This is a genomic window from Halalkalibacter sp. HAAS-P013 (assembly GCF_056619925.1).
In genome coordinates this window covers 36289-61702 of sequence record NZ_JBWQTU010000005.1, presented here as the reverse complement: position 1 = coordinate 61702, position 25414 = coordinate 36289, and the positions used below count along the sequence as shown (strand labels likewise).

Here is a 25414-nt window from a genome sequence, read left to right as displayed (position 1 = left end):
ATAGGTAATTCACAGTGAATGTACACCATTTATCCATACCTTTTCTTTAGAAAGACATTCCGTTTTGACAATGACTTTTTTGTTCCTCTGCAACTTTAACATTGTACCATAATTAAGCTTATTGTGACGGGGCTTATCTTCCTAATTCTACTTTGGTTTTCTTTGTGCCAAAATAAATGTTGGTTCTAATTCCCCATCTTCATATAGGAAAGGTAGTGCCGTAACCGGTACTCTCCCTTCTCCAAAAAACTGAAGAGCAAGTTGTGCAAGAACATCATACCCTCGTTCATTCACAATATCAGCAAAAATAAGTACATCTTGATGCGGAACGGCAACAGCTAATTGTCCAGTTGCCTTCATTTCCATTTTCTCTAACAATGATTGATCGAGAATTCGACTTGCATCAAATCCATCTTTTGCTCGTAAGAAAAAGAAACGATTCCCGGCTACTGTATCTTCTTTTAAAGGCTGTGGCAAAGACCGGACGTTAAACATCGCTACTTCACGAATTTTTTCGTTCGTAAAGGACGTTCCTTCAAGCATGCTTTCCTGGATAAGGGTGTATGACTCTCCTTGATCAATGACGTAATAAACCCGCGTTTCAGCAGTATGTTCGTCAAACAACAGCGCTTCTCCTGCTTTTGACTCCGTCGGGAAAGACGTAGAACGAATGACAGGTAAAATGCGTTTTTCATTCCCTGTAATCATAGGCTTATGTTTCATCGCCTCTAGTCCGATCTCTACATACCGAACGACTTCATCTATTGATCCAAACTCTTTTCTTTCCCACTTAGCAAGCAACGGTTTTAACGAAAGAGTCACTCCTTTTTTTATTTCATCATCTTCTATTCGTAAAGTCGATTCCTTATGGTCATAAATAATGGTCCACCCATCTCTTGTTAACCTCTGCTCAATCTCTTTTCGAAACTGTCTCATTTCCATAAAACGATCCTCTCCTTCTATCTATCCTATTTTATCAGAAAGGAAAAGACGAACCAAATTGATTGATTTAAAAAAGGATTGAAAACCTATACATTATCAAAGTTGATACAAAAATAAAAAAATCGCACTTTTCTAAGAAAGTGCGAAATACTGCGATGGCTCCGCTCATCGCTTCGAGTTTTTATGAAGAAGGTAAAAAGCGACCTTTTTCATAAAAAACTCTTAAAAATGTGATTCTGCTTTTGTAAGAAATTCTTCAATCTCTTCTTGTGATTTGCGATCTTTGCTGACAAATCGTTCTACTTCTTGCCCATTTACAAAAGCTAGAAAGCTTGGGATCCCAAAAATATTTAATTCTCCGCATAAGTCGATAAATTGATCGCGGTCTACGTAGTAGAATGAGAAACTTGGGAAGTCAGCTTCTATTCTCGGTAAAACTGGCTCAATTACGCGACAATCTGGACACCAATCAGCAGAAAACATAAATACAGCTGATTCCTTACTCGAAATTTCTTTAAATTGTTCAACACTTTGAAGTTTTTCCATTTAAAACACCTCTCACCTTACTTATTGTTCTATCTTCATATCTCCTAATCGAATGGTACCTCTTTTTCTCATCCATTCAACTATGAGTAAACTAATTATAGCAGGTCCAATGAAATACAGTAAAACAACACCAATTAATACATGCATGGAAAACCCCATATGTGTAAATGTCATAATCGGACCAACGAGCCCACTCGTTCCCATTCCTGCTCCTGCTGGATTGTTCGTCATTCCGAATCCAACAGTCGCAACAGGTGCTAATAGAGCACCTGCAACTGTTGGTGGAATAAGGATATACGGGTTCTTGACAACATTCGGTACTTGAAGCATCGACGTTCCTACTCCTAACGAAACAAGTCCAGACCAACCATTTTCACGATAACTACTAACAGCAAAACCTACCATTTGCGCCGCACATCCAACCGTTGCTGCACCTGCGGCAATTCCTTCAAGTTCTAACATGATTGCTAGTGCAGCACTTGAAATGGGTGCTGTTAAAGCTAGTCCCATTAACGTTGCCACAATTATCCCCATCAAAATAGGCTGTTGTTCTGTCCCCCACATGATTAGGGAACCAAATTGCTGCAGGCCTGCTTGAATCCAAGGTCCTATGATAGAAGCAGATAGGAAACCTGTAATAATGGTAACAAGTGGCGTTAAGATGATATCAAGCTTCGTTTCTCCTGAAACGAGTTTTCCAAATTCTGTCGATATGACGGCTGCCACAAAAGCTCCCGCTGGACCACCTAACTGAGCTCCGGCTGCCCCGCTTACAATCGTCGCAAAAGCAACGAGTTTTGGTGCCTTTAATCCATAAGCGACCGCAACACCAATTGCTGGTCCCATTAGTCCCATTGCTAGGGAACCAACATCTTGTAACCACGTCCCTACCGTTAACATTCCTGTATGAAGAGCCACTTGCTCCCCTACTGTTCGGATGATGAGTCCAATAATTAGAGAAGCAAATAGTCCTAATGCCATATGGCTTAACGCGGTTATGAAATATGTTCGCCACGAAAGGTCAATTCCTTTTTTCTTTAAAAATGTCGTCACAAATAACATCCTCCTACATCCAAAGAAATCTGATTATTTCGCTTGATATGACTGAACCATTTCAGTCATCGCTTCAATGCTGCCCTGAAGATCATTATATGTTGTCAGCGTTGATAACTTTGCACCTCCAACTGTTACAATGACAAATAACTGCTCTTCATCTTCTTCAGTTACAATTAAATAGGCCAACTGATCTTCTGCTTCTAAAAGCTCGTAAAGCAAAGCACTACCTGCAGCTTCTAAATCACGTTGAAGATGAATGCTACTTGTTGAAGGTTCTGTTGGTTGATGAAATAAAACGAATAATTGCTCACCACTTTGAAATAGAGCATTGTATTCAATATCCTCTATTACTTCAAATCCTCTAGGCAAATAAACATGAAACATTGATAACTCCGTATTTGGTTCAAGGGAATCATCTTCTAGGTTATGAATAAAGGCTTGATGACCTAACTCTAACGCCTCTTCTTCTGTGACTTGACAACCTACAACTAGTAATAGGAACGTAAGAAACAAACCTACTTTCCAACATTTCGTAATCAATTGTTACACTCCTTTTTTCTTATCTTACACAATTCTACCTAATAATACCCCTGTAGATACTAGCTGACAAGACAACTTTCCACTATCCTTGATATAATAAAACTGACTCATTACATAATAGGAGTGATTATCATGAAATTAACCGTTTATCTAGCAGGAGAAATTCATAGTTCATGGCGTGAGTATTTACGTAAGCAAGCTAATGAACGTAACCTTCCACTTGTCTTTACCGGCCCTATGGAAGATCATGATCGTTCAGACAACATTGGTGAGGAAATTTTAGGGGAACAGCTAAATAAGGTGTTACGAGACGAAACAGCTTCTAGTATTAATAATTTACGAACACAAATCCTACTTTCCAAATCAGATGTGGTCATTGCCTACTTTGGAGAAAAGTATAAACAATGGAATAGTGCAATGGATGCAGCAACTGCTATTACTCTAAATAAACCTGTAATTCTTATTCGTGATGAAAAGCTTCACCATCCATTAAAAGAATTATCTAACAAAGCTCAATTAGTTGTCGAGACACCCGAGCAAGCTCTTCAAGCACTTTCATATATTTTTGAATAAGCAAAGCCGCGCATGCGGCTTTGCTTATATGCAATGTGCAGAGCCGTCGCTTTCTTTTTAGCCATTTTCTGAGTGGTCTTCTCAGAAAATGGCGTGCGACGTGCGGAGCCATTGCACTTCTTCGACTAAACTTTCAAGCCACTTTGATTGAACCGGCGTTGGTATACTCTCTAGTAAAAAGAGGTAACTGCTAAGTAGAACCAAACGTAGCAGTTACCTTTTATATTGCACTTCTTTCGTTCCTTCTGCCAATTTAAACATTCCAATAGCCATCCCAATACTTGTTAAATAAATGGACCCCCGTAAAAAGAAAGTACAATAGCTACAGTTGCTCCAGTCATTGTCACCACTCCTTCTTACATCAAATTCACACACACCAATATGAAGGAGCTAGTTGCGCCTGTCGCCTTACAATTAATGGGAAATAATAGACGCTATGATACAATTTTTATTTAATCTTAATGTTTTGCTTGTACTAATGAAGAAACATATTGTCCGTATAGCAGCCTGACTATGTGGGCAAAAAGCTCTTTTCTACTTACCCAACCACCTGTATATATTCCAATTGCTCCTTCTTTTTTTCTAGTATGAATATCTCCTGTTACATCAGCCATTACAGTACCAAGCTCATCTCCTTGCCGTAGTCTATTTGCAACTTGATCAGGCAATGGAAACTTTGCTCCACTTGCTATCCATTCAGCTCCTTCTTTATGCGATAGAACTCCCCAGTTACAGAGTAACAATCCCGATTCCGTTTCTTGCACCCCACCTTCCAACCCAAAAGCCAAGTCAGCATCAGTCATGGCAAGTGCATTTTTCGCTCGATTTCGGGCTCCCTCTAACGTTTCGTTATCTGAAAATGGCTGTGCACTTACTCCTGATTTTGCTTTAACACTGATAAACGTATGACCCTCTCGTATTAGCGAATCTTGAACGGCATGTACTTTTGCCGGGTTTTTTGTTCCTATGGCAACAATCATTGTTTACTCCTTTCTTTTCAACAACAAAAAACAAGGTTGACCTACAAGGATTAATCCCAAGCTGCCAACCTCATTTTAGTCTTTGGACTTCTTCTTACCCTTATTTTTTCCTTTTATACCCCTTCATTAATAGACTTAACCGTACTATTATCAGTTGCTTTCACTAATTTGACAATCAATTCCTTTGCTGCTGCATAATCATCAATGTGAACGATCGAAGCTGCTGTATGAATGTAACGAGAACAAATACCAACGACTGCAGATGGGACCCCGTCGCTAGACATATGAACCCGGCCTGCATCGGTACCACCTTGAGAAATAAAATATTGATAAGGAATTTCATTTGATTCAGCTGTATCTAGCACAAAGTCACGCATTCCACGGTGTGTAATCATGGAGCGATCATAGATCCGAAGCAAAGCTCCTTTTCCAAGCTGACCAAACGCATCTTTTCCTCCTGTCGCATCATTTGCCGGACTTGCATCTAACGCGAAGAAAATATCAGGTTGAATCATATTAGCAGCCGTTTGAGCTCCTCTAAGTCCAACCTCTTCCTGCACGGTTGCACCTGAGTACAAAATGTTTGGTGTTTCTTCATGTTGTAATTCTTTTAATAATTCAACAGAAAGCCCAACACCATAACGATTATCCCAAGCCTTAGCTAAGATTTTTTTGTTGTTAGCCATCGGTGTAAATGGACAAACCGGAACAATTTGTTGCCCTGGTTTCACTCCAATATTGGTCGCATCTTCTTTATCGTCAGCACCAATATCAATATACATTTGCTTAATATCCATTGGTTTCTTGCGCTGAGCCTCTTCTAATAAATGAGGTGGTGTCGATCCAATAACACCAATAACCGGGCCATTATCTGTCATAATTTGCACACGCTGTGCAAGCAGGACCTGACTCCACCATCCTCCTAATGTTTGGAAGCGAATCAAACCATTCTTGCTAATCGATGTAACCATAAAACCAACTTCATCCATATGACCAGCTACCATCACCTTTGGTCCATTCTCTAACCCACGCTTCACACCGAAAATACTGCCTAATCTGTCTTGAATAATTTCATCCGTATATTTTTCCATTTCAGAGCGAACAAATTTACGTATATCATGCTCAAATCCTGGGGCACCTTGAAGTTCTGTTAACGTTTTGAACAATTGTATTGTATCTTGATTCATGTCATGAAACTCCCTTCGATTCCCGAATAAGTATGTATCATCTTTATCTTATCTGAAACACTTTTTGATTTCCACCGTAACCTTTATTCTGAAGAGAACATATATAGATTGAAACCGTTATTCTATTTTGGATATACTACACAGTGAGAGTAATCTAGATATGAAAGGATGAGAAGTGATGGTGAAACGCTTCATTGCAGGATTAGGAATTGGTTTAGCTGCAGGATATCTACTTGGTCCAACGCTAAAAAGTGATAAAATATCTCCGGAAAAAGCATTAAAAGAAGTAAAAAAGGCTGTATCAAAAACGTATGCAATCTCTGGTTCATGGATTCATATGATCCCAGAAAACGTTGAACGAAATAACATCTCCTATTCCGTTTATCGAGGTGGTCTTTCAACTACTAATGAACAAGGAACGGCTCAATTTGAATTTTTGGTCGATACAAAATCGGGCACATTGCTTGAGCTACAATCATCCTAAGGCTTAGGTGACTCTCCTCTAGACAGAGCGAGTCACCTTTAAATATATTGTAAAAGACTACTTTTTTTAAGATTTCCTAACAATTGAATCCACGATCTCTCCATTCTTATTCCATTTTATTGCTCGATACTTGTAATCATGATAAAACAAAAAATAGGCTTCTTTTTCTTTTGCAAACTTTTGCCACCTCTCTTTTTCCCGTATGGACGTTATCGGGTAATCGTCATATGCGAGAACCCACAATACATTTGAGTGTGCTTCAGTTGGCATAATATCGGCTAAATGAAGAAATGTATCTCCTTCATGCTCAATAACGAGAATGCTATGCCCATCACTGTGTCCACCAGTATGAATAAGCCGGATACCTGGTATGATTTCAATTTCATCTTGAAATGTTTGCACCTTGGATTCAATCGCCTTCCAATTCTTTTCCCAGTATGTATTGATAGACCTAATATTCGGATGTTTCATCTCATTCCATTCCGCTTCAGAAGTAATGATGATAGCGTTACCAAAGGCAGGTACCTCTTCGCCGTCCACATCCATGACAAGTCCTGTGGCGTGATCAAAATGCATATGTGTCATTAAGACAAAATCAATATCTTTTCGATTGAGATATAAAGCTTCTAAATCTTTTTCAACTGATGACTCTTCAGTCACACCAAAATTTCTTTTTTGTTTATCCGTTAAGCGTCCTTTTCCAATTCCACTTTCAACTAAAATCCGGTAGCCATCTTTTTCAATTAGAAAAGGATCTGTGCGTAGTTCAATTTGATTTTTTTCATTATGTGGATATCTTTTACTCCATAAAGGTTTCGGTACAACACCAAACATAGCTCCTCCATCCATATGAGTAGCGCCTCCATTTAGCCAAGTGATGGACAACCCATTTCGTTCAATTCGTTCCATTTTGATCAGCCTCCCACTATAATTTAAAGTTTTCATAACCTATTCTATTCTTGCATCATGAAAGCCTGTCTTCCATCTAAAAAAGGAAAGAATCCCCTATTCGAATCCTCCCCTTTGTGCTAGTCCTTTATGATCTAAATTTTGACTCACAACGATAAATTCTCATTCCCTTTCTTGAGAATTTACGTTCATATTCTGTCATAACATTCCCTTTTATTCCGCTGCGGTGCAAATCTAAGCTTACATTGTGCAACGTCATTCCAAATCCAGAAAAGCTTTCCAAAGAGTATTCAAATAGACTTTGGTTATCTGTTTTAAAATGGACCTCGCCACCATCAACTAAAATTTGCTCATACATTTCTAGAAAACCCTTATAAGTAAGACGACGCTTTTCATGACGATTTTTTGGCCAAGGGTCTGTAAAATTGATAAAAAGACGTTCAACTTCTCCCTTATTAAAGAAGTTAAGAATATCTGATACATCTTCATTTAAAAACTTAAGATTTGGTTGATCTAGATCTTTTACTTGCTCTAGAGCTCTGACCAATACACTGTCATATTTTTCAATTCCAATAAAATTAATATTTGGATGAAGTTCACTCATTCCAACCAAAAATTGTCCTTTTCCTGTCCCTACTTCAACATGAATTGGATTATCGTTATTAAAAACCTCATTCCAACTTCCCTTATGTTGACTTGGATCTTGGACAACAATATTCGGATATTGTTTTAACTCATCCTTTGCCCCTGGTATATTACGTAAACGCAAATAAATCACCTCTAGTTATTTATTTAACAATTGATTATGAACGGAATGTTCTAAATACATGAAACTTGTCCGCCTCATAATTATTTAGCCAAGTATAATGTAGTTTCGAATAGCTTTTACTTACATAGTACAAAATAATGCGTAAGGAAATACATAAAAGGAGTGTACGATCATGCCTATTACAAATCAAGATAAATTACGGTTACTTAAAGACTTATTAGAAAATCAAGCTGCTGAGAACTACATGACGACAGATGAAGCTGAACAAATTGAACGACTGTTATCTTCTCTTAATGATGATCCCACTTTACAACCTGTCGTTTCACAAACCTTAACTTTAATTCAGGAAAAACATCAGCTAAACCATGAGCCGTTTCAACAAAATGATGTCGAACAATGGTTAAACGCTCTTACAATTGAATAATTCGACAGCATCTATATTTATTCCTCAGGAAATATCTACATGAACCGAGAAGATCTTTAATACTACACAAACCAAAAGACTCACCATCTTAGAAACGGTGAGTCTCTTCTAATCTTCAAGTAGGCTTTTTATATAATCTTTTAATTGTTCTGCCTGTTCAAACTGACCACGGCCAAAATGCCATAGTAAAACAGAGATCGATTGAGAAACGACATACCAATGCATCCGATTCCGCAAAGAATCTTCAAGCTCAACACCATATTGATGTAACCAGTACTCCCATTCATTCCGAGGAATATAAGAGTACAACAGGAGTCCAAGATCAAGAGCTGGATCCGAGACAGTTGCCCCATCCCAATCAATTAAGTAAAGGTGCTCTTCTTCATCGAGCATCCAATTATTATGGTTAATATCACAATGACAAACAACAAAATGTTCATGAAGCACAGATTCCAGCTTATCCAATAGATAAGCCATTCCATGCTCGATCGTTTCATCCTCTATTTGAAAGGCTTGTAACTTTCGACGCAAATTCTCTACAATGACATATGGTGTCAGTGGTTCATTGCCAATCCGTTTAAACATATCCAGGAGTTCACTTGAACCATGGATTTTTGCAAGTAATGTTGCAACACGGCTCTCTTTCATTTCATATGCCTTTAACTCACGACCTTGCACCCACTTTTGGGCTGTAACAACATCGCCGTTCTCTAAGCGCCTGGTCCAGAGTAACTTTGGAACAATTCCTTCGGCTGAAAGGACAGCAAGAAAAGGCGACGAGTTTCGTTTTAAGAAAACTGTCTGTTCACCTTGCTGGGCTATATATGCTTCTCCTGTTGCACCACCAGCTGGATGAACTTTCCAGCCATCTCCTAAAAATTGTTCCACCCAATTCACCCTCAATTTCATAAACTATCCATAACTTACTTTATATTTGTATTATATCGTATTTGATGACTTTTACCTATTTCATTTTTAAAAATATATACAAAAGTGAGACAGCCGGTTAATTTTTACTATATTACAATCCTTGCCTCTATTTTGTCTTATAATTCACACAAACTAAAGTCGATAATGGAGAAACGTTTACACAGTCTTCTCCTATTTTGCTTAATGGTATCAGAGATGCGGCCTGATCGTCAATGACTACGTACCAATCGTTCTCTTTTGGGAGCAAAAGCGGTTTAGAATGAAGACTAGCGTTATGGATAACGATAATATCATCCCAACGATCCAGTTCACCAAGATTTCTTAAATGATAGGCAATACAATCTGATTCTACAAGAAGCAAATGAAAATGTTCTTTAATTAACTTGTACGTTTCCATTCGAAATGCTGGGTGGAAACGTCTGATTTTAATTAGCCCACGAATATAATTGACCGTTTTTTCAAAATGTGCTCGTTGGCCCCAGTCGAATTGATTTACCCAATCTGGTTGGTTGTAGCTATTTTCAATGCCATGTTTGGTACGAAACCACTCTTGACCAGCATGTAAAAAAGGGATGCCTTGAGAGAGCAATATGATTGAAGTTGCTAGTCTGTGTCGCTTTTCTAGAAAAGTTCCTTCTTCATACGGATGAATTCTTTTTAACTTATCCCAAAGAGTATGATTATCATGAGCTTCTACATAATTAATCGCCTGCCTTGGATTTGAAAACAATTCAATGCTTCCTTTCACACCGCTCAGTATTTCATCAATCGAAAAATGATTGCCACTAATAAAACCTGGCTGTATCGATTCAAATGTACTACCTTTTATCCCATCTCGAAACTTATCTTGAAAAAACCCAATTTCTTTTAATTCTCGTGCTTGATCTGTGACAGCACGTATTTCAGTTGGATAGGCCGTTGGAAGATCCCAGCCTTCCCCAAGTACGAATATATCTTTGCTACTCTTACTAGTTTCCTCTGTTACTTGCTTCATTGTTTCAACATCTAAAATCCCCATAAGATCAAAACGAAATCCATCAACCTTAAATTCTTTTAACCAATATGAGATGGAATCTACGATGATTTTTCGAGCCATTTTCCGCTCTGATGCAAAGTCATTCCCTACTCCTGTTCCATTGCTCATTTCATTTTCTTCTGTATAACGAAAGAAATACCCCGGTACAATATTCTCTAGAGGAGACTCTTCCCAAATATATACATGATTGAAGACAACATCCATTATTACTCTAAGCTGTTTTTCGTGCAAACTAGCTATGAGTGACTTTAGTTCTCTAATTCTTGAATAGCCATTATACGGATCGGTTGCATAGCTCCCTTCCGGAACAAAGAAATGGGTTGTATCGTAGCCCCAATTGTAATGGGTAGGATTTTGCCTATCACTCTCATCAATGCTTCCAAATTCTTGGACCGGCAGCAACTCAACATGAGTGATCCCTAACCTTTCTAAGTAATCAATCCCAGTAACTAGGTTCTCTTTATCAAAAGTTTTTGTTTCAGTCATTCCTAAATACTGCCCTTTTTTCTTAATGCCGTTCAATCTTCCAATTGTAAAGTCTCTTATATGTAACTCATAGATGATTACATCATTTTTTGCTTGCATAGGCTCTAACTTTGGCCAATTCGGCGGATTCGTTTTGGTTAGATCCCCTATCATTGCTTTTTGACCATTCGCTGATAAGAATTTAGCATAAGGGTCAACAACCTTACGCCAAGATTGGTTCACACATACTTCAAGTAAATACCATATCCCTTCCCTATCGCCTTTGAGGTCTATTCTCCATACACCTTTGTCATCACGATAACAAGCTTTCCTCTCCCCTTCTTCATCATGCCAATTTTGGTAAAGAACGAGATTCACTTTTGTTGCAATAGGGGCCCAAACTGCAATCTTTGTCCATTCTTTTGTATAAGTGATGCCAAGATCATCTCCAGCATAATAAAACAATTCATCAAATGCTTCTGTCCTCACCACATCTGTAATTTGGACATAGCTGATTCGCTCACCATATTCAACATAGTTATCTTTTTCAAAGCAAAAAGGCTCGGTTAATTGAAGTTCTACCTCTTGACCATTTACTTCCTTTAACAAAAGAGGCCATTTTCCAGAATCATTACTAATAAACCAATTTTCTTCAATATGCTCAACGGAACTTTCCATATTAACGCGGATTTTGTCAATGGTGACTAGCGTTGCAAATTTTATCGGATGATTGACAAATGACTCCTTCTTTTGCTTCAATGATGAAAGCCCCCTTTTCTAAAGTCTAAAGAATATCGTAAGAACGTATCGTACTGTTTCTTTTAATGTATTTGTAGTACTATTGTATAACATTATGAGGAATGAGCTAAAACGATTCATTTACTCTATTACTTATTTCTTTTTATTTTGAGAAGGCATTGATTGAATTTGGAGGATCGAAATGAACTACAATACTAACAACACTAGTGTCCGATTATTAATTTCTTGTCATGACCAACCTGGAATTGTTTCTGCTGTTTCAACATTTTTACACCAATATAAAGCGAACATCGTCCAATCCGATCAATACTCCACAGATCCTTCTGGTGGAATGTTTTTTATGCGGATTGAATTTGAAATGTTAGACCCGGACTTTGATATTAAGATTATCCGTACTGCCTTTACGGCGATTGGCCACTCTTTTGAAATGGACTGGCGTATGGAACTGGCATCTCGCAAGAAAAAAATGGCAATCTTTGTTTCAAAAGAAGATCATTGTCTCCTTGAGTTACTATGGAGATGGAGAGCAGGAGAGATTGATGTTGACATCCCTCTTGTTATAAGTAATCATCCGGATTTAAAAGAACAAGTTGAATCATACGGGATACCTTTTTTCCATATCCCTGTTACGAAAGCAACAAAGCAGCAAGCCGAACAAGATGCGATACAAAAGCTTCACGAACATAACATTGATTTTATCGTTTTAGCTAGATATATGCAGATACTTTCATCTGACTTTGTCGGAACTTTCCCTAAACGAATCATCAATATTCATCATTCATTCTTGCCAGCTTTTATCGGTGCCAACCCTTATGCAAAAGCATTTGAAAGAGGGGTAAAATTAATCGGCGCCACGGCCCACTATGTTACTGATGATCTAGATGAGGGACCAATTATTGAGCAAGATGTGCTACGGGTAAACCATCGTTACACGACGGAACAGTTACGTGTTGCAGGTCGAAACGTAGAACGGATTGCGCTTGCTAAAGCGGTAACTTGGCATATTAATGACCAAATTATTGTTCATGGAAATAAAACAGTCGTTTTTTAACAAAATTGAGGAGGCAGTGTCAAAAGGTCCGTTCCTTGACCTTTTGACACTGCCTCTCTTTTCACTTCAAAATAACGAATCCTATTGTGAATAAAAATAGTACTGAATGAGGCTTTTCCTTATTCGGTACCATCCTTTCACACGTGCTATCCTTACTTTTTTCAAGCTAATTAATTTTTAAACGTTAGTAATTCAGTGTTTATGTATTCAAATTCTTCTACTTCCATTGGTGGGTCTAGGAAGATCAGTTGCGCTTCGTTCCGAATATCAGGAAGTTGTTGCTCTCCATACATACGAATCCATAAATAAAGTGATTCTTGCAGGCCTTTTTTTGCTTCCTTTACCGTCTCACCAAAACTAACACAACCATCAAGTTGATCTAATTCAATCATCACTTCCATTCCACCTAGCCAATTGTAAACTTTCCTTACTCTCCAGTTGAAGTCTTCTGGTTTACATTCAATCCCATATGGTTTTTCTATCTCAATCAACCTACCTCTCCTTCCTACTTGTTCCCCCTATCTTTTTTTAACCAAAACGCACTCGTAATTATACGCGCTATTTAAATCTAATTCAAATCACTATCGGTATGTTGACCTTCCTCTTGATTAAACTCTCGTTTATATGCACTTGTATGACAATGTGATAGAAGCAAAGATGTAACTTTCATTTGCTGACTTTTAATCGGAGAAGGATGCTTCTTCAACTTCTCATGCCAAATAGTGAATGTTCTTCGATCAACAAACTCGACTTTCGCTCCTTGCACCTTATTATCTATTATACTGTTTTTACAAATAACAACGTTTCTAATAGGAAAAGAATATCCAGACTCCTCAAGAATCGGCTTGATAACTCCTGTCATGCGATATAGCGAAACAAGAGGGCTTAATCTTTTCATACGACATTCATTCACATATTCAATCCAGAAACGATCAGAACTAGCTTCAAACACACTATGCGCTTCTCCTTCTAAGATAGAGATGCAATAAATTTCCGTTGGACTAAATAGTAAAATTTCTAATTCTATCGGAGCTTGTTTCACAGAGAAAACAGGCCTATACATAAGAAAATAATTATCTGGAAGTTGCTGAGTGAAAAATTGCAGCCAGTCATCTTTTTTATATTTCGGATGGAGCCTTGATTCTTCTAATAAAGATGAACTTGCCCACTGCAATTGCGAAAGATACAAGTCATGTAAGAACTCCTCTTTCAGTTGCTCAAACGTCTTTTGGGTTAAATGGCTATCACTTTCATCTATATCTTCGTATTGTTTCTTTTTTGTGTATCTAGACCAGTTCTTCACCTTTTGTAGTATTTTAAAGAAACGCCCTTTCTCCTCCTCCAATATTTCTTCAGCGGAAGTCGAATCACACTGTATTTTTTCCCATTCTGATTTCACATAAAACCAGCGTTCTTTTTTCATTCGAGTAAATTGACTTGGATAACGGTTCAAATCAAATTGATAACGAGAGATATAATCTTCAAGTTTGACTAAATGGGCCACGCTCGTACCTCCAGCCTTATCCTAATGTACTTCAAGTTTCAACTCTTCAAATCCTATCATGTCCATTAGTAAAAAAGAAAGACAAAAAATGGAGCGATAAATGAAACAATGATTGCACTTAAAGTCATTGCAACCGAACTAGATGCACCTTCCTTCTCACTATTCTCCAGCGCTTTAGCAGTACCTATCGCATGAGCAGCGCTGCCCGTGCCAATTCCCTTGCCAATCTCATGCACAATTTTACACCATTTAAATAAATAAGGAGCAGTAACAACTCCTCCAATTCCCGCAACCGTAACCAACACCGCCGAAAGAGGAGGAATCCCTCCAATTGTTGTAGCAATATCCATCGCTACTGGAGTCGTTACTGATTTAGGGACCAGCGAATAAATTAGTTCTTGTTCTAATCCCATCCATTTTGAAAGCAGAAGTCCACTTGCAATCCCAATGATTGCCCCAATGCTAACACTAGTCATAATTGGAATGAAATTCTTTTTCAACATTGGCAATTGACGATATAAAGGGTAAGCTAGAGCAACTACCGCTGGACCTAGGAGCATTTCCAGCCATTTCCCACCAAGTGCATATGTTTCATAAGGAATTTGAAATACAAGTAGTATGATGATCATAGCAATCGTCGAAGTAAGCAATGGCAGCATATACGGAAAGGGATAACGCTTATAAAGCTTTTTAAAACCTGCATAGACACCAATCGTTAAAAGTAAAAAAGCAAGAGCCATCATGATTCTCATTTTTTCGTAATCTCCTTTTTCTTTACTAGATTCTGTCCAATTAATCCGGAAATAACCATTACCATCATCGTACTAATTAGTGTAATTAAGATTAATAGAAATCCTTTTCCCGCAAAGACATCAAGAAATTGCAAAATCCCAACTGTTACTGGTAAAAATAAAAGTGGCATGTGACGTAAAATAAAAGAAGAACCTTCTTCGATATAACGTACAGGCAAGATTTTTGTAATAAGGACAAGAAACAAAAGCAGCATACCAATGATGCTGCCTGGAATCGCTAATTCAAACTGTCGTTGTATACTTGCACCAATTAAATAAAAACATGTCAAAATAGCTATATGAACCATAATTCTAATCAAGGGCATCATACCCTCCGCTGAACTGAAACCTGTGCACCGTATTATATTTAGGTGTTTCCGTTAGAACACTTTTGTATAAAATAATTTCATTTACACTCCATCGCACTCCCTGCATTTGATTTCCTTCAGCAGGCTCATAGTCATTATCTAACGCCCATAGTCTTGCTAAAGTGATGTGAGGAGAGAATGACTTCTTATCAAGTGCAAAGCCGCTTTCTTCGCAAAGCCTGGACACTTCTCTTTGCAATTGATACAATTTTGCTTCATCTTTCACACCGATCCAAAAGATTCTCGGCTTTTTCTTTGACCCAAAAGTTCCATATGTAGAGAGTTCCAATGTAAATGCTTCCCAATTGGTTACCAAGGATTGACACCTTTTCTGGATTTGTTGAAATTGTTCTTGTGTACATGAACCTAAAAAAACGAGTGTCAAATGTAGATCTTGTTCATGAACCCAGCGTTTAAAAGGTAGGTCTTTTCGAGAGATAGACTCTACAATTTTTTTCTTCAATGTTAATGGCAGAGGAACAGCTAAAAAGTAATGGGTTTGCATATGTAAATACTCCCTTTCTCAAAAAACATTTCGATTTAAGGAATTGATTTTATCCACTTAATAACAACCACTTTATACCATTTTACTCTTTCTTATAACAACTAGGAAATCACATTTTTTCTATGCTAAAATAAATGTATTAACTATAAGAGGAAGTGTACTTATGACTGTTGTAAATAATATTGCAGAATTAATTGGTAATACACCACTTGTTCGCCTTAATCGTATTGCTGATCCTAATGGTGCGACTGTCTATTTAAAAATGGAAATGCAAAATCCAAGTGGCAGCGTAAAAGACCGTGCAGCTTATAACATGATCGTTCAAGCAGAACAGGACGGCCACCTGAAACCTGGTTCAACGATTATTGAGCCTACAAGTGGAAATACAGGAATCGGTATTGCTATGAACGCTGCAGCAAAAGGCTACCGCGCCATTTTAACGATGCCAGATACGATGTCTGCGGAACGAATTAATATATTAAAAGCATATGGTGCAGAAGTTGTTCTTACACCTGGAGATAAGAAAATGCCGGGTGCGATTGAAAAGGCTCATGAGCTAGCTAAAGATATACCTAATAGCTTTATCCCGATGCAATTTGAAAATGCAGCTAACCCTGATGCCCATCGTCATACAACCGCTGTAGAAATTAAACAATCACTTGATTCAATCGGTCGATCTCTCTCTGCCTTTGTTGCTGCTTCTGGTACAGGTGGAACCATCACAGGAACGGGCGAAGAGTTGCAGAAATTTTACCCAGAAGCATCCATTCATGTTGTTGAACCTGCAGGATCACCGGTTTTATCAGGAGGACAACCAGGACCACATAAACTAGTTGGCACAAGCCCTGGATTTATCCCTCCCATTTTAAATGAAGATGTTTACAATGAAATTTTAAAAATTGAAGATGAAGATGCCTATCGAGTTACACGTGACTTAGCACGGAAAGAAGCCATTCTCGTAGGTCCTTCTTCTGGAGCTGCTTGTTTTGCTGCAATGGAAGTTGCCAAACGTCTAACCCCAGATGATGTTGTCGTTGCGATTGCTTGTGATACAGGTGAACGATATCTTTCCACTGATTTGTTTCAGTTTGAGAACTAACTAATCCGAAGCAATGAGCTTGTCGCTACTTCGTTTGAAAGCCTTGGGAGGAGTGGATTTTTCCTCTCAAGGAGAGTAGCGAATGGAGTCATTAACACCTCTGTTACTGGCTTTCGAGACCCCTTTTTTTAACTTTCCGTTTTTGCAAGCTCATAAATAGCTTCAGCATAAATTGCTGTCATTCTTAACAGATCATCAATTTCGATATACTCATCTTTCTTATGAGCCACATCTTCTCTTCCAGGAAACATCGGTCCAAACGCAACCCCTGTTTTCAGAGATCTCGCATAAGTCCCTCCTCCGATAGCTAACAGCTTAGCAGCCTCTCCTGTTTGACGCTCATAAACTCGTTGTAAAGTTTCAATAAGTGGATGATCTTCTTCAACATAATTAGGACCCATATGGTCATGTATCGTCAATGTAGAATTTTCGATCTTAGCTACTTCTTTTAGTTTATTTAAACATTCTTCACCTGAAGCTGTAACTGGATAGCGGATATTCAATCCAACTTTGCTTTCACCATTTGCTTGGAATTGAAACAATCCAGCATTCATTGTTAATGGTCCCGATACCTCATCACTCACTGCTATTTGTAATCCCATCCCACCAAAGTCACAATGCTTAACAATAAACTGAAGATAGTCATTGGCTGCTTGTTGAAAGTTATCTTTCGCTAAAAAATGAGCAAGGTACGTTCCGGCATTCAAGCCATTTTCAGGTGTTGATCCATGAGCTGCTACACCATCATAACGCAATTGTATTTTTTCACCAGTAATATCGGCCTTGCCAGTATGTCCATGTTCAAGCAAATGCTTTTGAAATTTCTTTTCAATCTCCTTAAGAAGACGGCTCTCTCCTATGATTGTCGCACGCGCTAGTTCAGGCACCATATTAAATCTTTCTCCGGCTTCAAACGTAGAGAGAATAAGCGTTCCCATCTCATCCTCCCTCTTAGCTTCCCACAGGAAACTAACATCGGTAATTCCTTTTTCAGCATGAATGATAGGAAAATCAGCATCTGGTGCAAACCCTACTGTCGGCATTTCTTCATGTTTAAAATAATGTTCCACACATCGCCAATTGCTTTCTTCATCTGTACCTAGAATCATCCTCACTCGTTTATGTAGTTCAAGGTTTAATTCTTTCACAATTGAAAGGGCAAAAAACGCTGCCATTGTTGGTCCTTTATTATCAATTGCTCCCCGTGCGTAAATACGCCCGTCTCGAATGTCAGCTGAAAAAGGTGGAGACGTCCATCCTTCTCCTGCTGGCACGACATCAAGGTGGCACAAGATCCCTACACTTTCATTGCCCTTCCCATATTCGATAATTCCAGCAAAACCATCCACATTTTTTACAAAAAAATCATTTTGTTCACCTTTTTGTAAAAAATATGTTAAAGCTCGTGCAATTCCTTCTCCAAATGGTGCTTCTTCCATTGATGTGGATTCGTCTAAAACACTTGAAATACGTAGGAAATCTTGAGTTTCTTTGATTATTTTCTCTTTTCTTTTTTCTACTTCAAAAGGCCAATTTATTTCTATCATTTCCATCACCTTCCATTAACTACGGAACATTTTCGTACACCAATTTTGCATAGTTGTTAGAATTATTGTAAAATGTAGACAAACGGAATGAACCATGCTTCATCTGAACCACTTACAACATTACCTTTCTTATAATGCAAATGCAACTAAGAGAGGAGAGCGGTCATCCCTGTAAAATGTTAACGACATTTGACAGCTGTAATAACATGCATCATATACCATGTTATTACATAGACTCTACCTAAGAACAAGTCATGATTATGAATAAGGAGTGGTTTTTTGAAAACTTCAACTGATCGTATGCTGACTCGTATTAAGTCTATCTACCTTTACATCAAACAAAGGGGGACCGTCACAACGAATGAATTAGTTGAAGAATTCGGTATAACTCAACGGACGATTCAACGTGACCTAAACGTGCTTGAATACAACAATCTCGTTGAGAGTCCTACGCGTGGTAAGTGGAGTGCAACCAAAAAGAAGACTCAAGTTTCGTAATATATATGGTGTAAAGCCATATGCAATAGCTAACCAAAAAGAAGGTGTCTCTATGATTTTTAGAAAACCATAGAGACACCTTCTTTATTTTGTTAGAAGCAACTCAATTTCAGATTCCGTTAGTTCTCTGTATGTACCTAGTTCTAGTTCATGATCAAGCTCTAGTTCTCCAATTTTCAATCGCTTAAGTGCAACTACTTTTTTTCCTACAGCCTCAAACATCCGTTTCACTTGGTGATATTTTCCTTCTGTAATGGTTAGTTCAATTTCTGAAATAGCTCCCTGCTCTAAGATAATTAGCTCTGCTGGTTTCGTTACATAGCCATCCTCTAATGTTACACCTTGTTTGAAAAGAGCGACATCTTCGTCCGTCACCTCGCCATGGACTGTTGCTGTATATGTTTTTGGAACATGCTTTCTTGGTGACATAAGCGCATGTGAAAATTGACCATCATTTGTAATTAAGAGTAACCCTTCCGTATCTTTATCTAAACGTCCAACCGGAAATGGTTCATACATTGCATGTTCATATAACAATAGATCAATGACCGTTTCATGCTCTGGATCCTCTGTAGCAGAAATAACTCCTTGAGGCTTGTTAAGCATGAGATAAATATACGGTTTGTATTTAACCTCTTCCCCAAAAACCGTTACCAAATCCGAATCTGGATTTACATGTGTTTTGCCTTCCTTTACTACTTCCCCATTTACATGGACACTTCCTGATTTCATTAGCTTTTTCACATCTTTTCTCGTTCCAAAGCCCATATTGGCAAGTAATTTATCCATTCTCATTTGCTTGTTCTCCTTTCTTCTGTGACCTATCAGCAATTTTTTTTGCAAAACCTCCCAAATCATTTGATCGATAGGCATCAATCACACCATGGACGGTTTGATCAAACGTTTGTTTAATAATTGCCTCAGGTATATAGTTCGCCTTTAGCGAATTCCCGAGTTCTACACTCATTTTTATCGCTGCTTCTGTTCCTAATTGATTAGCAAGAAGTACTACTTCCTCTCCGGCAATTTCAATTTGCATCGTAGGGAACCACTGTGTAAGCCTAGCTTGTTCCCGCTGATGTTGTGCAGGCAATGCAAACAAGCCTTTTTTCTCTTTTTTAACTACTTTCGCATGTCCTGCCAACTTTAGCGGGACCACTTTTTTATCAACACAAAGCTGCTTCACCTCATCTGCTGTTACAGCTGTAGCCATATGGTAGATCGTTACCTCCTTTTGGAGACAATGATCATACTTTTCAAGGAAATCTTTATAACCATTTTTTGGCAAACAAAGAAAAATTACTTTTGCCTCTCTTAAGTTAGCTTCACTAGCTTTTTTCACATAAGGATACAGCTCAACTAAGTTATCAACAGTTTGCTCATTCCGACCGAACACATACGTATTTCGATCTTTCTTCAAAACGGTTAAAAGCATACTAGCTAGACGGCCCGATCCAATAATAACTTTCATCGACTCTACCTCCTATTTGCATTACACCTTTAAAAAAGAAAGAGCTGAAATCAAAATGATTATCAACTCTTACATACTAGACTCTTCTGTTTCAAACATATAATGCCGTGTTCGTATATTAACATTTAGAATAATCCCCATTGCCAGCATATTGGTTAAGAGTGCACTTCCTCCATAACTGATAAAAGGAAGAGCCAAACCTGTAATAGGCATTAGTCCAATCGTCATTGCGATATTTTGAAACACTTGGAACACAAGCAACCCAATAACACCTGAAACTAAATAGGTTCCAAATAAATTATTACATGTTAACGCAATGATGATCATTCGATAGAACAAAAGAAAATACGTTACGATTAAAATCGTTGCACCAATAAAACCAAACTCTTCACCAATTACGGTGAAAATAAAATCTGTATGAATCTCAGGGATTCGGTCACTTTGCGTTTGTACTCCCTGCATGAAGCCACTTCCATGTAATTGACCGGACCCTATCCCTCTCATCGCATTAACAAGTTGGTAACCAAAAGAACCTTGATGTTCGTATGGATCCAACCAACCATAAATACGATCAAGCTGATGCGATGCAATGAATTTCGTAAACAATTCGAAATTATGATTATGAAGCCAAACAAGCGATGCGATCCCTGCCACTGCCGACAGTCCTAAAAACAAAAGGATCCTCCAGGCAACCCCTGACATTAAGAGCATTGTCCCCATAATACTTGCGATAACAAGTGCTGTTCCTAGATCTGGTTGTTTTAGTATTAAGAAAAATGGAGGAAGCCCGATCGCAATAACCTGCCCCACAATAATTAAATCTGATTTGAGGTCTTTTGTCGCTCTATTTGCCGTCACTCGATACAACATATGAGCGAGCGCAATAATTAAGAATATTTTCATAAACTCTGATGGCTGTATTTCAGCAGGCCCTAAATCAAGCCAGCGCTGAGAACCATTTCGAAATACACCAAGAGGGGAATAAGCAACAAGTAATAATAGAGTAATTCCAATCCCATAAAGGGGAATCGAGAAGTTCTTAAACATATCATAGTCGATTAACATAACGCCTACCATAACGACGATCCCTACGACAAACCAAATAACTTGGCGCTTAACATAGTAAGTCGGGTCATTACTGAAATATTGACCAGATCCACTATAAATAGCTAACAAGCTAATACACATGAGTACAAACAACAGAAATAACAGTGTGTAATCAATCTGTTGAAAGCCCGTTTTCCTCTCTTCCATTGTAGCCTCCATCTATAAGAAACAGCTCTCTGACTTAATTAAGAAGCAGAAAGCTGTGTTTCTTCCTTGTTTTCTTTGAGTCTGTTTTGACGTATGTTATTGCGAGAAATATTCGCTAAGATAGCCAAAGAGACGAGTGTAAAGAACAGCGAGGATCCTCCATTGCTTATTAATGGCAGTGGAATTCCTGTAATTGGGAGCATTCCAGTAACTGCCCCTATATTAAAGATAATTTGTACAGCGATTTGAAAAACTATGCCAAATGCTAACAAACTTCCAAAGGGACTTTTGCACCTTGCTCCTATCATAACACCTCGGATCAAAATAAGTGCATGCAAGCCTAATACTATTAATACACCTAATAACCCTAATTCTTCAGCGACGACCGCTAAAATAAAATCTGTATGCGCCTCTGGTAAATAATAAAGCTTTTGAACACTTTGACCTAACCCTGTACCGCTTAGACCTCCATGTGCCATTGCTATATAGGATTGAATCACTTGATGTCCATCGCCCATTGGATCAGCAAATGGATCTTGGAACGACGTAAGACGCCTCACACGGTATGGAGCTGACATAGCAAACACTACAAAAAGCGTAACCCCAACCACCCCAAGCCCAATTAAATGACGCCACTTAGCGCCAGAGAAAAAGACTAGGAAAAAGGTAACAAGAAGAATCGACGTTGCCGTTCCAAGATCTGGCTGCATCATAATTAATCCAAACACAAATCCAACTACAACTAATGGCGGCATGACGCCTTTTACAAACTGGTCAATATACGCTTGTTTCTGTGAATAAACTTGAGCTAAATAAATAATCATGCCGATCTTGACAAATTCAGAAGGTTGTACCCTTATTGGACCTAATTGAATCCAACGCTGAGCCCCTCCAATCGTCACACCAAACCACGGGAGCAAAACAAGAAATAATGCAAAAATGGAAATCAGTATGATGATTGGAGACATCTTCCTATAAAATCGGTATGGAAAATGCATCACAACTACGAAAGCAAATACAGCTAATACAAACCAAAGCAGCTGTCGTTGTATAAAAGAATATGGATTTGGGACCGTCTGTCCTAACCCTAAAGGATAACTTGCACTAAATACCATCACCAAGCCGAATCCAGCCAAAAGGAACGTAGTGATGATCAACAGCCAATCATTATCTTTTCGAAATGAATACTTCATCGCGCCCCCCTGCTCTAGCAATATTTCGTTCATCATGAACGCCAGTCCAAAAAGCAAGAAAGGAAGACAAAACTAACATTCCAGCTTTTCTAGAAAGAACTCGAGCTAACATGCCTGCAGACTCGGACTTTTAGAACATTCTCTATTATATCAAACCACCCATACAAGCAAAAGAGGCTTTCATTGCCAAACAATGTCGAATTTGTTAGAAGAACTAGGCTTCGGCCAGACTCCCCCCAAAAAGAAACAAACTTTTAATTTATTTCTCACACTTGACCAAAACCGGCAATCTCCGGCCGAAGCCTTAGTTCTTCTTACCAACCAAACTCCAACCTCTCTCACCCGGAATAACTGAAAGGAAGAAGACGAAGTTACTTCTTCCTTTCAGCTATGAAGGGAGGCTGTAAGCTTCCTCTTCTATATCCTCCACCAACTTGACGTCAGCAACCGCTACACAAGCCTTAGTTCTTCTTACCAACCAAACTCCAACCTCTCTCACTCGGAATAACTGAAAGGATGAAGACGAAGTTTCTTCTTCCTTTCAGCTATGAAGGGAAGTTGAGCTCCATTCCTCACTTCCCATCTTTCCCTCACACCCGACCAAAGCCGGCAATCTCCGGACGAAGCCTTAGTTCTTCTTACCAACCAAACTCCACCCTCTCTCACCCGAAATAACTGAAAGGATGAAGACAAAGGTACTTCTTCCTTTCAGCTATGAGGAAGGCGGCTGTAAGCTTCCTTTACACTTTGTCTCCACCCTTCGAAGTCAGCAACCTACAGCAAATCCTAGCTTCTTACCAACCTGAAAACTGGAAGCAAATGGGCCAAAACTACCCCTCTTGCCTTTCTTTCTGCTTCTTCCTATTTAAAAAACTAAACCTTGCTCCAAGTACTTGCCCAGCTAAATTGGAACGATAACTTAAAAACAAATAAATGGCTGCACCAACTAAGACACCCACAATCAAACTAGGAAATGCTCGTAGTTGCGATGTAACTGGAAGTAAATGTTGCATTCCTATATTTACAACCATGACTCCTCCTGCCATTACAGCCGTAAAAACAATGATTAAGATTGCTCGTTTGGCGATTAATTTATAACTAAATTCTGCATATTTCCCAATAGCCCAGACTGTAATGACAATCGAGGCCGTATACCCTACATACGTAGCTAATACTCCTCCGAGCGGTCCGAATAAAGATAGAAACCAACTATTTGCTACAAGTTTTAAGACGAGACCAACACATAGAGCGATGACAGCTATTTTCTGTTTGTTTATACCTTGGAGGATCGCTGCAGTTACAGCAAAAAGTGAAAAGAACAATGTAATCGGAGCATAATATTGTAAGATATATCCTCCAATTTCATAATCAGCAAGTCCATAAAGCGCACCAAACGCTGGATATGCTAACACAGACATACCTACTGCAGCAGGTATCGTCAAAAATAATATCACTTGATAGGTTTGAGTAATTTGCTTCTGCAACAAATCTGTATCCTTTATGGTAAATGATTTTGTGATTGTCGGAATTAACGTAATCGAAAGCGCTGTTGCTAGTGCCATTGGAATGAGAATGATTTTGTGAGCCGTGTTTGAAAACACAGCAAACGCAACTTCTGACTCATCCTGTGTCAAATGTGAACCAATCAATGTATTATTAAACGTAAATAAATCTATTAGTTGATAAAGCGGAATCGCTAAGCCTACAAAGGAAAGTGGCAATGCATAAGTAATTAACTCTTTATACATGGACCTTAGTGACAGTTGATGATCCATCGTGCTTTTCTCAATTTGTTCATGAATATATTTTTTTCTTTTAAACCAGTATGTTAATAGGACAGCTAACCCACCAAGCGCCCCTACAAAAGCGCCAAACGTAGCGAATCCAACTGCTAGACCCGTACTGCCTTCCATAATGTTCACAATTGAAAACGTAATGGCTAATATAAAGACAATCCGAACGATTTGTTCAATCACTTGCGATACAGCCGTAGGCCCCATTGATTGGAACCCTTGAAAGTAGCCACGAATAATAGACATAATCGGAACAACTAGTAAAGCGACACTTACCATTCGAATCGTAAAGACAATCTCATCAAATGTATTTCCTTGCTCAGTTGGATTTTCAATAATCCAAGGTACGATGTAAGGTGCTGCGAAAAATAAAACGAGAAAGGCAAATAACCCGGTTATGGACATAAATAGTAAACCTGATTTAAACAATCTGTGTCCAGTTCTGTAATCACCCAATGAATTATATCTTGAGACGAATTTAGAAACGGCTATTGGAACACCTAATGTGGCTAGGCTTAATAAAACGGTATATGGTAAATAGCCATATGAGTATAGGGCAATCCCTGTTTGGCCCACAATAGCAGTAAAAGGAAAAATATAAATAAGACCTAATATTTTAGAAGCAAACGTAGCGGCTGTTAATACCATCGTACCGCGCATTAATTTTGAATCCGACATCATTGATTCCTACTTTCCTAAATCCCTAAATTTAAGATGATCATTTTACTCCTTTTGCATTT

27 protein-coding genes are annotated in these 25414 nt (G+C 38.4%); 6 read left to right on the top strand and 21 right to left on the bottom strand.

The window, feature by feature from the left end; all coding sequences use genetic code 11:
* Positions 1 to 147: 147 nt before the first annotated feature.
* The 4 genes from AC1FXP_RS08645 to AC1FXP_RS08630 all read right to left on the bottom strand — a co-directional run bounded on the left by AC1FXP_RS08645 (position 148) and on the right by AC1FXP_RS08630 (position 3084).
* The gene (locus AC1FXP_RS08645; protein WP_480060380.1) at positions 148 to 942 is read right to left on the bottom strand and encodes a DUF1444 domain-containing protein; all 795 of its coding nucleotides are present in this window, start codon (positions 940 to 942) and stop codon (positions 148 to 150) included.
* A gap of 222 nt (positions 943 to 1164) precedes the next feature.
* The gene (locus AC1FXP_RS08640) at positions 1165 to 1488 is read right to left on the bottom strand and encodes a thioredoxin family protein (protein ID WP_250096734.1); all 324 of its coding nucleotides are present in this window, start codon (positions 1486 to 1488) and stop codon (positions 1165 to 1167) included.
* Positions 1489 to 1509: 21 nt separating this feature from the next.
* On the bottom strand, positions 1510 to 2541 hold the full coding sequence (locus AC1FXP_RS08635; RefSeq protein WP_480060377.1) for a PTS sugar transporter subunit IIC: 1032 nt from the start codon (positions 2539 to 2541) through the stop codon (positions 1510 to 1512).
* Between the two features lie 33 nt (positions 2542 to 2574).
* Positions 2575 to 3084: a hypothetical protein gene (locus AC1FXP_RS08630; RefSeq protein WP_480060375.1), complete on the bottom strand. Its 510-nt coding sequence runs from the start codon at positions 3082 to 3084 to the stop codon at positions 2575 to 2577.
* A 132-nt stretch (positions 3085 to 3216) separates the two neighbouring features.
* Between AC1FXP_RS08630 and AC1FXP_RS08625 the strand changes: the two genes are divergently transcribed.
* Positions 3217 to 3657: a YtoQ family protein gene (locus AC1FXP_RS08625; protein ID WP_480060373.1), complete on the top strand. Its 441-nt coding sequence runs from the start codon at positions 3217 to 3219 to the stop codon at positions 3655 to 3657.
* 458 nt (positions 3658 to 4115) lie between these two features.
* On the opposite strand, the gene AC1FXP_RS08620 is transcribed toward AC1FXP_RS08625, so the two are convergent.
* Both AC1FXP_RS08620 and AC1FXP_RS08615 read right to left on the bottom strand, forming a co-directional pair.
* On the bottom strand, positions 4116 to 4637 hold the full coding sequence (locus AC1FXP_RS08620) for a DUF84 family protein (protein WP_480060371.1): 522 nt from the start codon (positions 4635 to 4637) through the stop codon (positions 4116 to 4118).
* Between the two features lie 113 nt (positions 4638 to 4750).
* Positions 4751 to 5824, bottom strand: a complete 1074-nt coding sequence (locus tag AC1FXP_RS08615; protein ID WP_480060369.1) for a M42 family metallopeptidase — start codon at positions 5822 to 5824, stop codon at positions 4751 to 4753.
* A gap of 178 nt (positions 5825 to 6002) precedes the next feature.
* On the opposite strand from AC1FXP_RS08615, the gene AC1FXP_RS08610 reads away from it, so the two are divergent.
* Positions 6003 to 6308, top strand: coding sequence for a PepSY domain-containing protein (locus AC1FXP_RS08610; RefSeq protein ID WP_480060367.1), 306 nt, complete (start codon positions 6003 to 6005; stop codon positions 6306 to 6308).
* Positions 6309 to 6374: 66 nt separating this feature from the next.
* Here the strand turns inward: AC1FXP_RS08610 and AC1FXP_RS08605 are convergent, their stop codons facing one another.
* The gene (locus AC1FXP_RS08605; RefSeq protein WP_480060365.1) at positions 6375 to 7217 is read right to left on the bottom strand and encodes a YtnP family quorum-quenching lactonase; all 843 of its coding nucleotides are present in this window, start codon (positions 7215 to 7217) and stop codon (positions 6375 to 6377) included.
* A 127-nt stretch (positions 7218 to 7344) separates the two neighbouring features.
* On the bottom strand, positions 7345 to 7986 hold the full coding sequence (gene trmB / locus AC1FXP_RS08600; protein WP_480060363.1) for a tRNA (guanosine(46)-N7)-methyltransferase TrmB: 642 nt from the start codon (positions 7984 to 7986) through the stop codon (positions 7345 to 7347).
* Positions 7987 to 8158: 172 nt separating this feature from the next.
* Between trmB and AC1FXP_RS08595 the strand changes: the two genes are divergently transcribed.
* Positions 8159 to 8410: a YtzH-like family protein gene (locus AC1FXP_RS08595; protein ID WP_480060361.1), complete on the top strand. Its 252-nt coding sequence runs from the start codon at positions 8159 to 8161 to the stop codon at positions 8408 to 8410.
* Positions 8411 to 8518: 108 nt separating this feature from the next.
* Here the strand turns inward: AC1FXP_RS08595 and AC1FXP_RS08590 are convergent, their stop codons facing one another.
* Entirely contained in the window at positions 8519 to 9313 is a 795-nt protein-coding gene (locus AC1FXP_RS08590) for a phosphotransferase family protein (protein WP_480060962.1), read from the bottom strand.
* Positions 9314 to 9446: 133 nt separating this feature from the next.
* A complete protein-coding gene (gene pulA / locus AC1FXP_RS08585; protein WP_480060359.1) occupies positions 9447 to 11600 on the bottom strand; it encodes a type I pullulanase in 2154 nt (717 codons plus the stop codon).
* A 181-nt stretch (positions 11601 to 11781) separates the two neighbouring features.
* Between pulA and purU the strand changes: the two genes are divergently transcribed.
* Positions 11782 to 12651 carry a formyltetrahydrofolate deformylase gene (gene purU / locus AC1FXP_RS08580; RefSeq protein ID WP_480060357.1) on the top strand — a complete coding sequence of 290 codons (870 nt, stop codon included), beginning with the start codon at positions 11782 to 11784 and terminating at the stop codon, positions 12649 to 12651.
* A 170-nt stretch (positions 12652 to 12821) separates the two neighbouring features.
* Here the strand turns inward: purU and AC1FXP_RS08575 are convergent, their stop codons facing one another.
* The 5 genes from AC1FXP_RS08575 to thpR form a co-directional block, all read right to left on the bottom strand.
* Positions 12822 to 13142, bottom strand: a complete 321-nt coding sequence (locus AC1FXP_RS08575; RefSeq protein WP_480060355.1) for a type II toxin-antitoxin system HicB family antitoxin — start codon at positions 13140 to 13142, stop codon at positions 12822 to 12824.
* Positions 13143 to 13219: 77 nt separating this feature from the next.
* Positions 13220 to 14155, bottom strand: coding sequence for an NERD domain-containing protein (locus AC1FXP_RS08570; RefSeq protein ID WP_480060353.1), 936 nt, complete (start codon positions 14153 to 14155; stop codon positions 13220 to 13222).
* 65 nt (positions 14156 to 14220) lie between these two features.
* On the bottom strand, positions 14221 to 14907 hold the full coding sequence (locus tag AC1FXP_RS08565; RefSeq protein WP_480060351.1) for an LrgB family protein: 687 nt from the start codon (positions 14905 to 14907) through the stop codon (positions 14221 to 14223).
* Positions 14904 to 15272, bottom strand: a complete 369-nt coding sequence (locus AC1FXP_RS08560) for a CidA/LrgA family protein (RefSeq protein ID WP_480060960.1) — start codon at positions 15270 to 15272, stop codon at positions 14904 to 14906. Before AC1FXP_RS08560 ends, AC1FXP_RS08565 begins: the two co-directional genes overlap by 4 nt.
* A complete protein-coding gene (gene thpR, locus AC1FXP_RS08555) occupies positions 15259 to 15819 on the bottom strand; it encodes an RNA 2',3'-cyclic phosphodiesterase (protein ID WP_480060349.1) in 561 nt (186 codons plus the stop codon). Before thpR ends, AC1FXP_RS08560 begins: the two co-directional genes overlap by 14 nt.
* Before the next feature lie 163 nt (positions 15820 to 15982).
* On the opposite strand from thpR, the gene cysK reads away from it, so the two are divergent.
* Complete coding sequence (gene cysK / locus AC1FXP_RS08550) at positions 15983 to 16918, top strand: cysteine synthase A (RefSeq protein WP_480060347.1); 936 nt, start codon at positions 15983 to 15985, stop codon at positions 16916 to 16918.
* Between the two features lie 128 nt (positions 16919 to 17046).
* Here the strand turns inward: cysK and pepV are convergent, their stop codons facing one another.
* Positions 17047 to 18465 carry a dipeptidase PepV gene (gene pepV, locus AC1FXP_RS08545; RefSeq protein ID WP_480060345.1) on the bottom strand — a complete coding sequence of 473 codons (1419 nt, stop codon included), beginning with the start codon at positions 18463 to 18465 and terminating at the stop codon, positions 17047 to 17049.
* Between the two features lie 279 nt (positions 18466 to 18744).
* On the opposite strand from pepV, the gene AC1FXP_RS08540 reads away from it, so the two are divergent.
* Positions 18745 to 18963 carry a DeoR family transcriptional regulator gene (locus AC1FXP_RS08540; RefSeq protein WP_250096752.1) on the top strand — a complete coding sequence of 73 codons (219 nt, stop codon included), beginning with the start codon at positions 18745 to 18747 and terminating at the stop codon, positions 18961 to 18963.
* 84 nt (positions 18964 to 19047) lie between these two features.
* Here the strand turns inward: AC1FXP_RS08540 and AC1FXP_RS08535 are convergent, their stop codons facing one another.
* The 5 genes from AC1FXP_RS08535 to AC1FXP_RS08515 all read right to left on the bottom strand — a co-directional run bounded on the left by AC1FXP_RS08535 (position 19048) and on the right by AC1FXP_RS08515 (position 25355).
* Positions 19048 to 19758 carry a pseudouridine synthase gene (locus tag AC1FXP_RS08535; protein ID WP_480060343.1) on the bottom strand — a complete coding sequence of 237 codons (711 nt, stop codon included), beginning with the start codon at positions 19756 to 19758 and terminating at the stop codon, positions 19048 to 19050.
* Positions 19745 to 20434 (bottom strand): NAD(P)-binding domain-containing protein, encoded by a 690-nt coding sequence (locus tag AC1FXP_RS08530; RefSeq protein ID WP_480060341.1) that lies wholly within the window; start codon positions 20432 to 20434, stop codon positions 19745 to 19747. The genes AC1FXP_RS08535 and AC1FXP_RS08530 overlap by 14 nt, the downstream gene beginning before the upstream one ends.
* Positions 20435 to 20503: 69 nt before the next feature.
* Positions 20504 to 21688, bottom strand: a complete 1185-nt coding sequence (rodA, locus tag AC1FXP_RS08525; protein WP_480060339.1) for a rod shape-determining protein RodA — start codon at positions 21686 to 21688, stop codon at positions 20504 to 20506.
* A gap of 38 nt (positions 21689 to 21726) precedes the next feature.
* Complete coding sequence (gene ftsW / locus AC1FXP_RS08520) at positions 21727 to 22881, bottom strand: putative lipid II flippase FtsW (RefSeq protein ID WP_480060337.1); 1155 nt, start codon at positions 22879 to 22881, stop codon at positions 21727 to 21729.
* 830 nt (positions 22882 to 23711) lie between these two features.
* Positions 23712 to 25355, bottom strand: a complete 1644-nt coding sequence (locus AC1FXP_RS08515; protein WP_480060335.1) for a putative polysaccharide biosynthesis protein — start codon at positions 25353 to 25355, stop codon at positions 23712 to 23714.
* Positions 25356 to 25414: the final 59 nt, after the last annotated feature.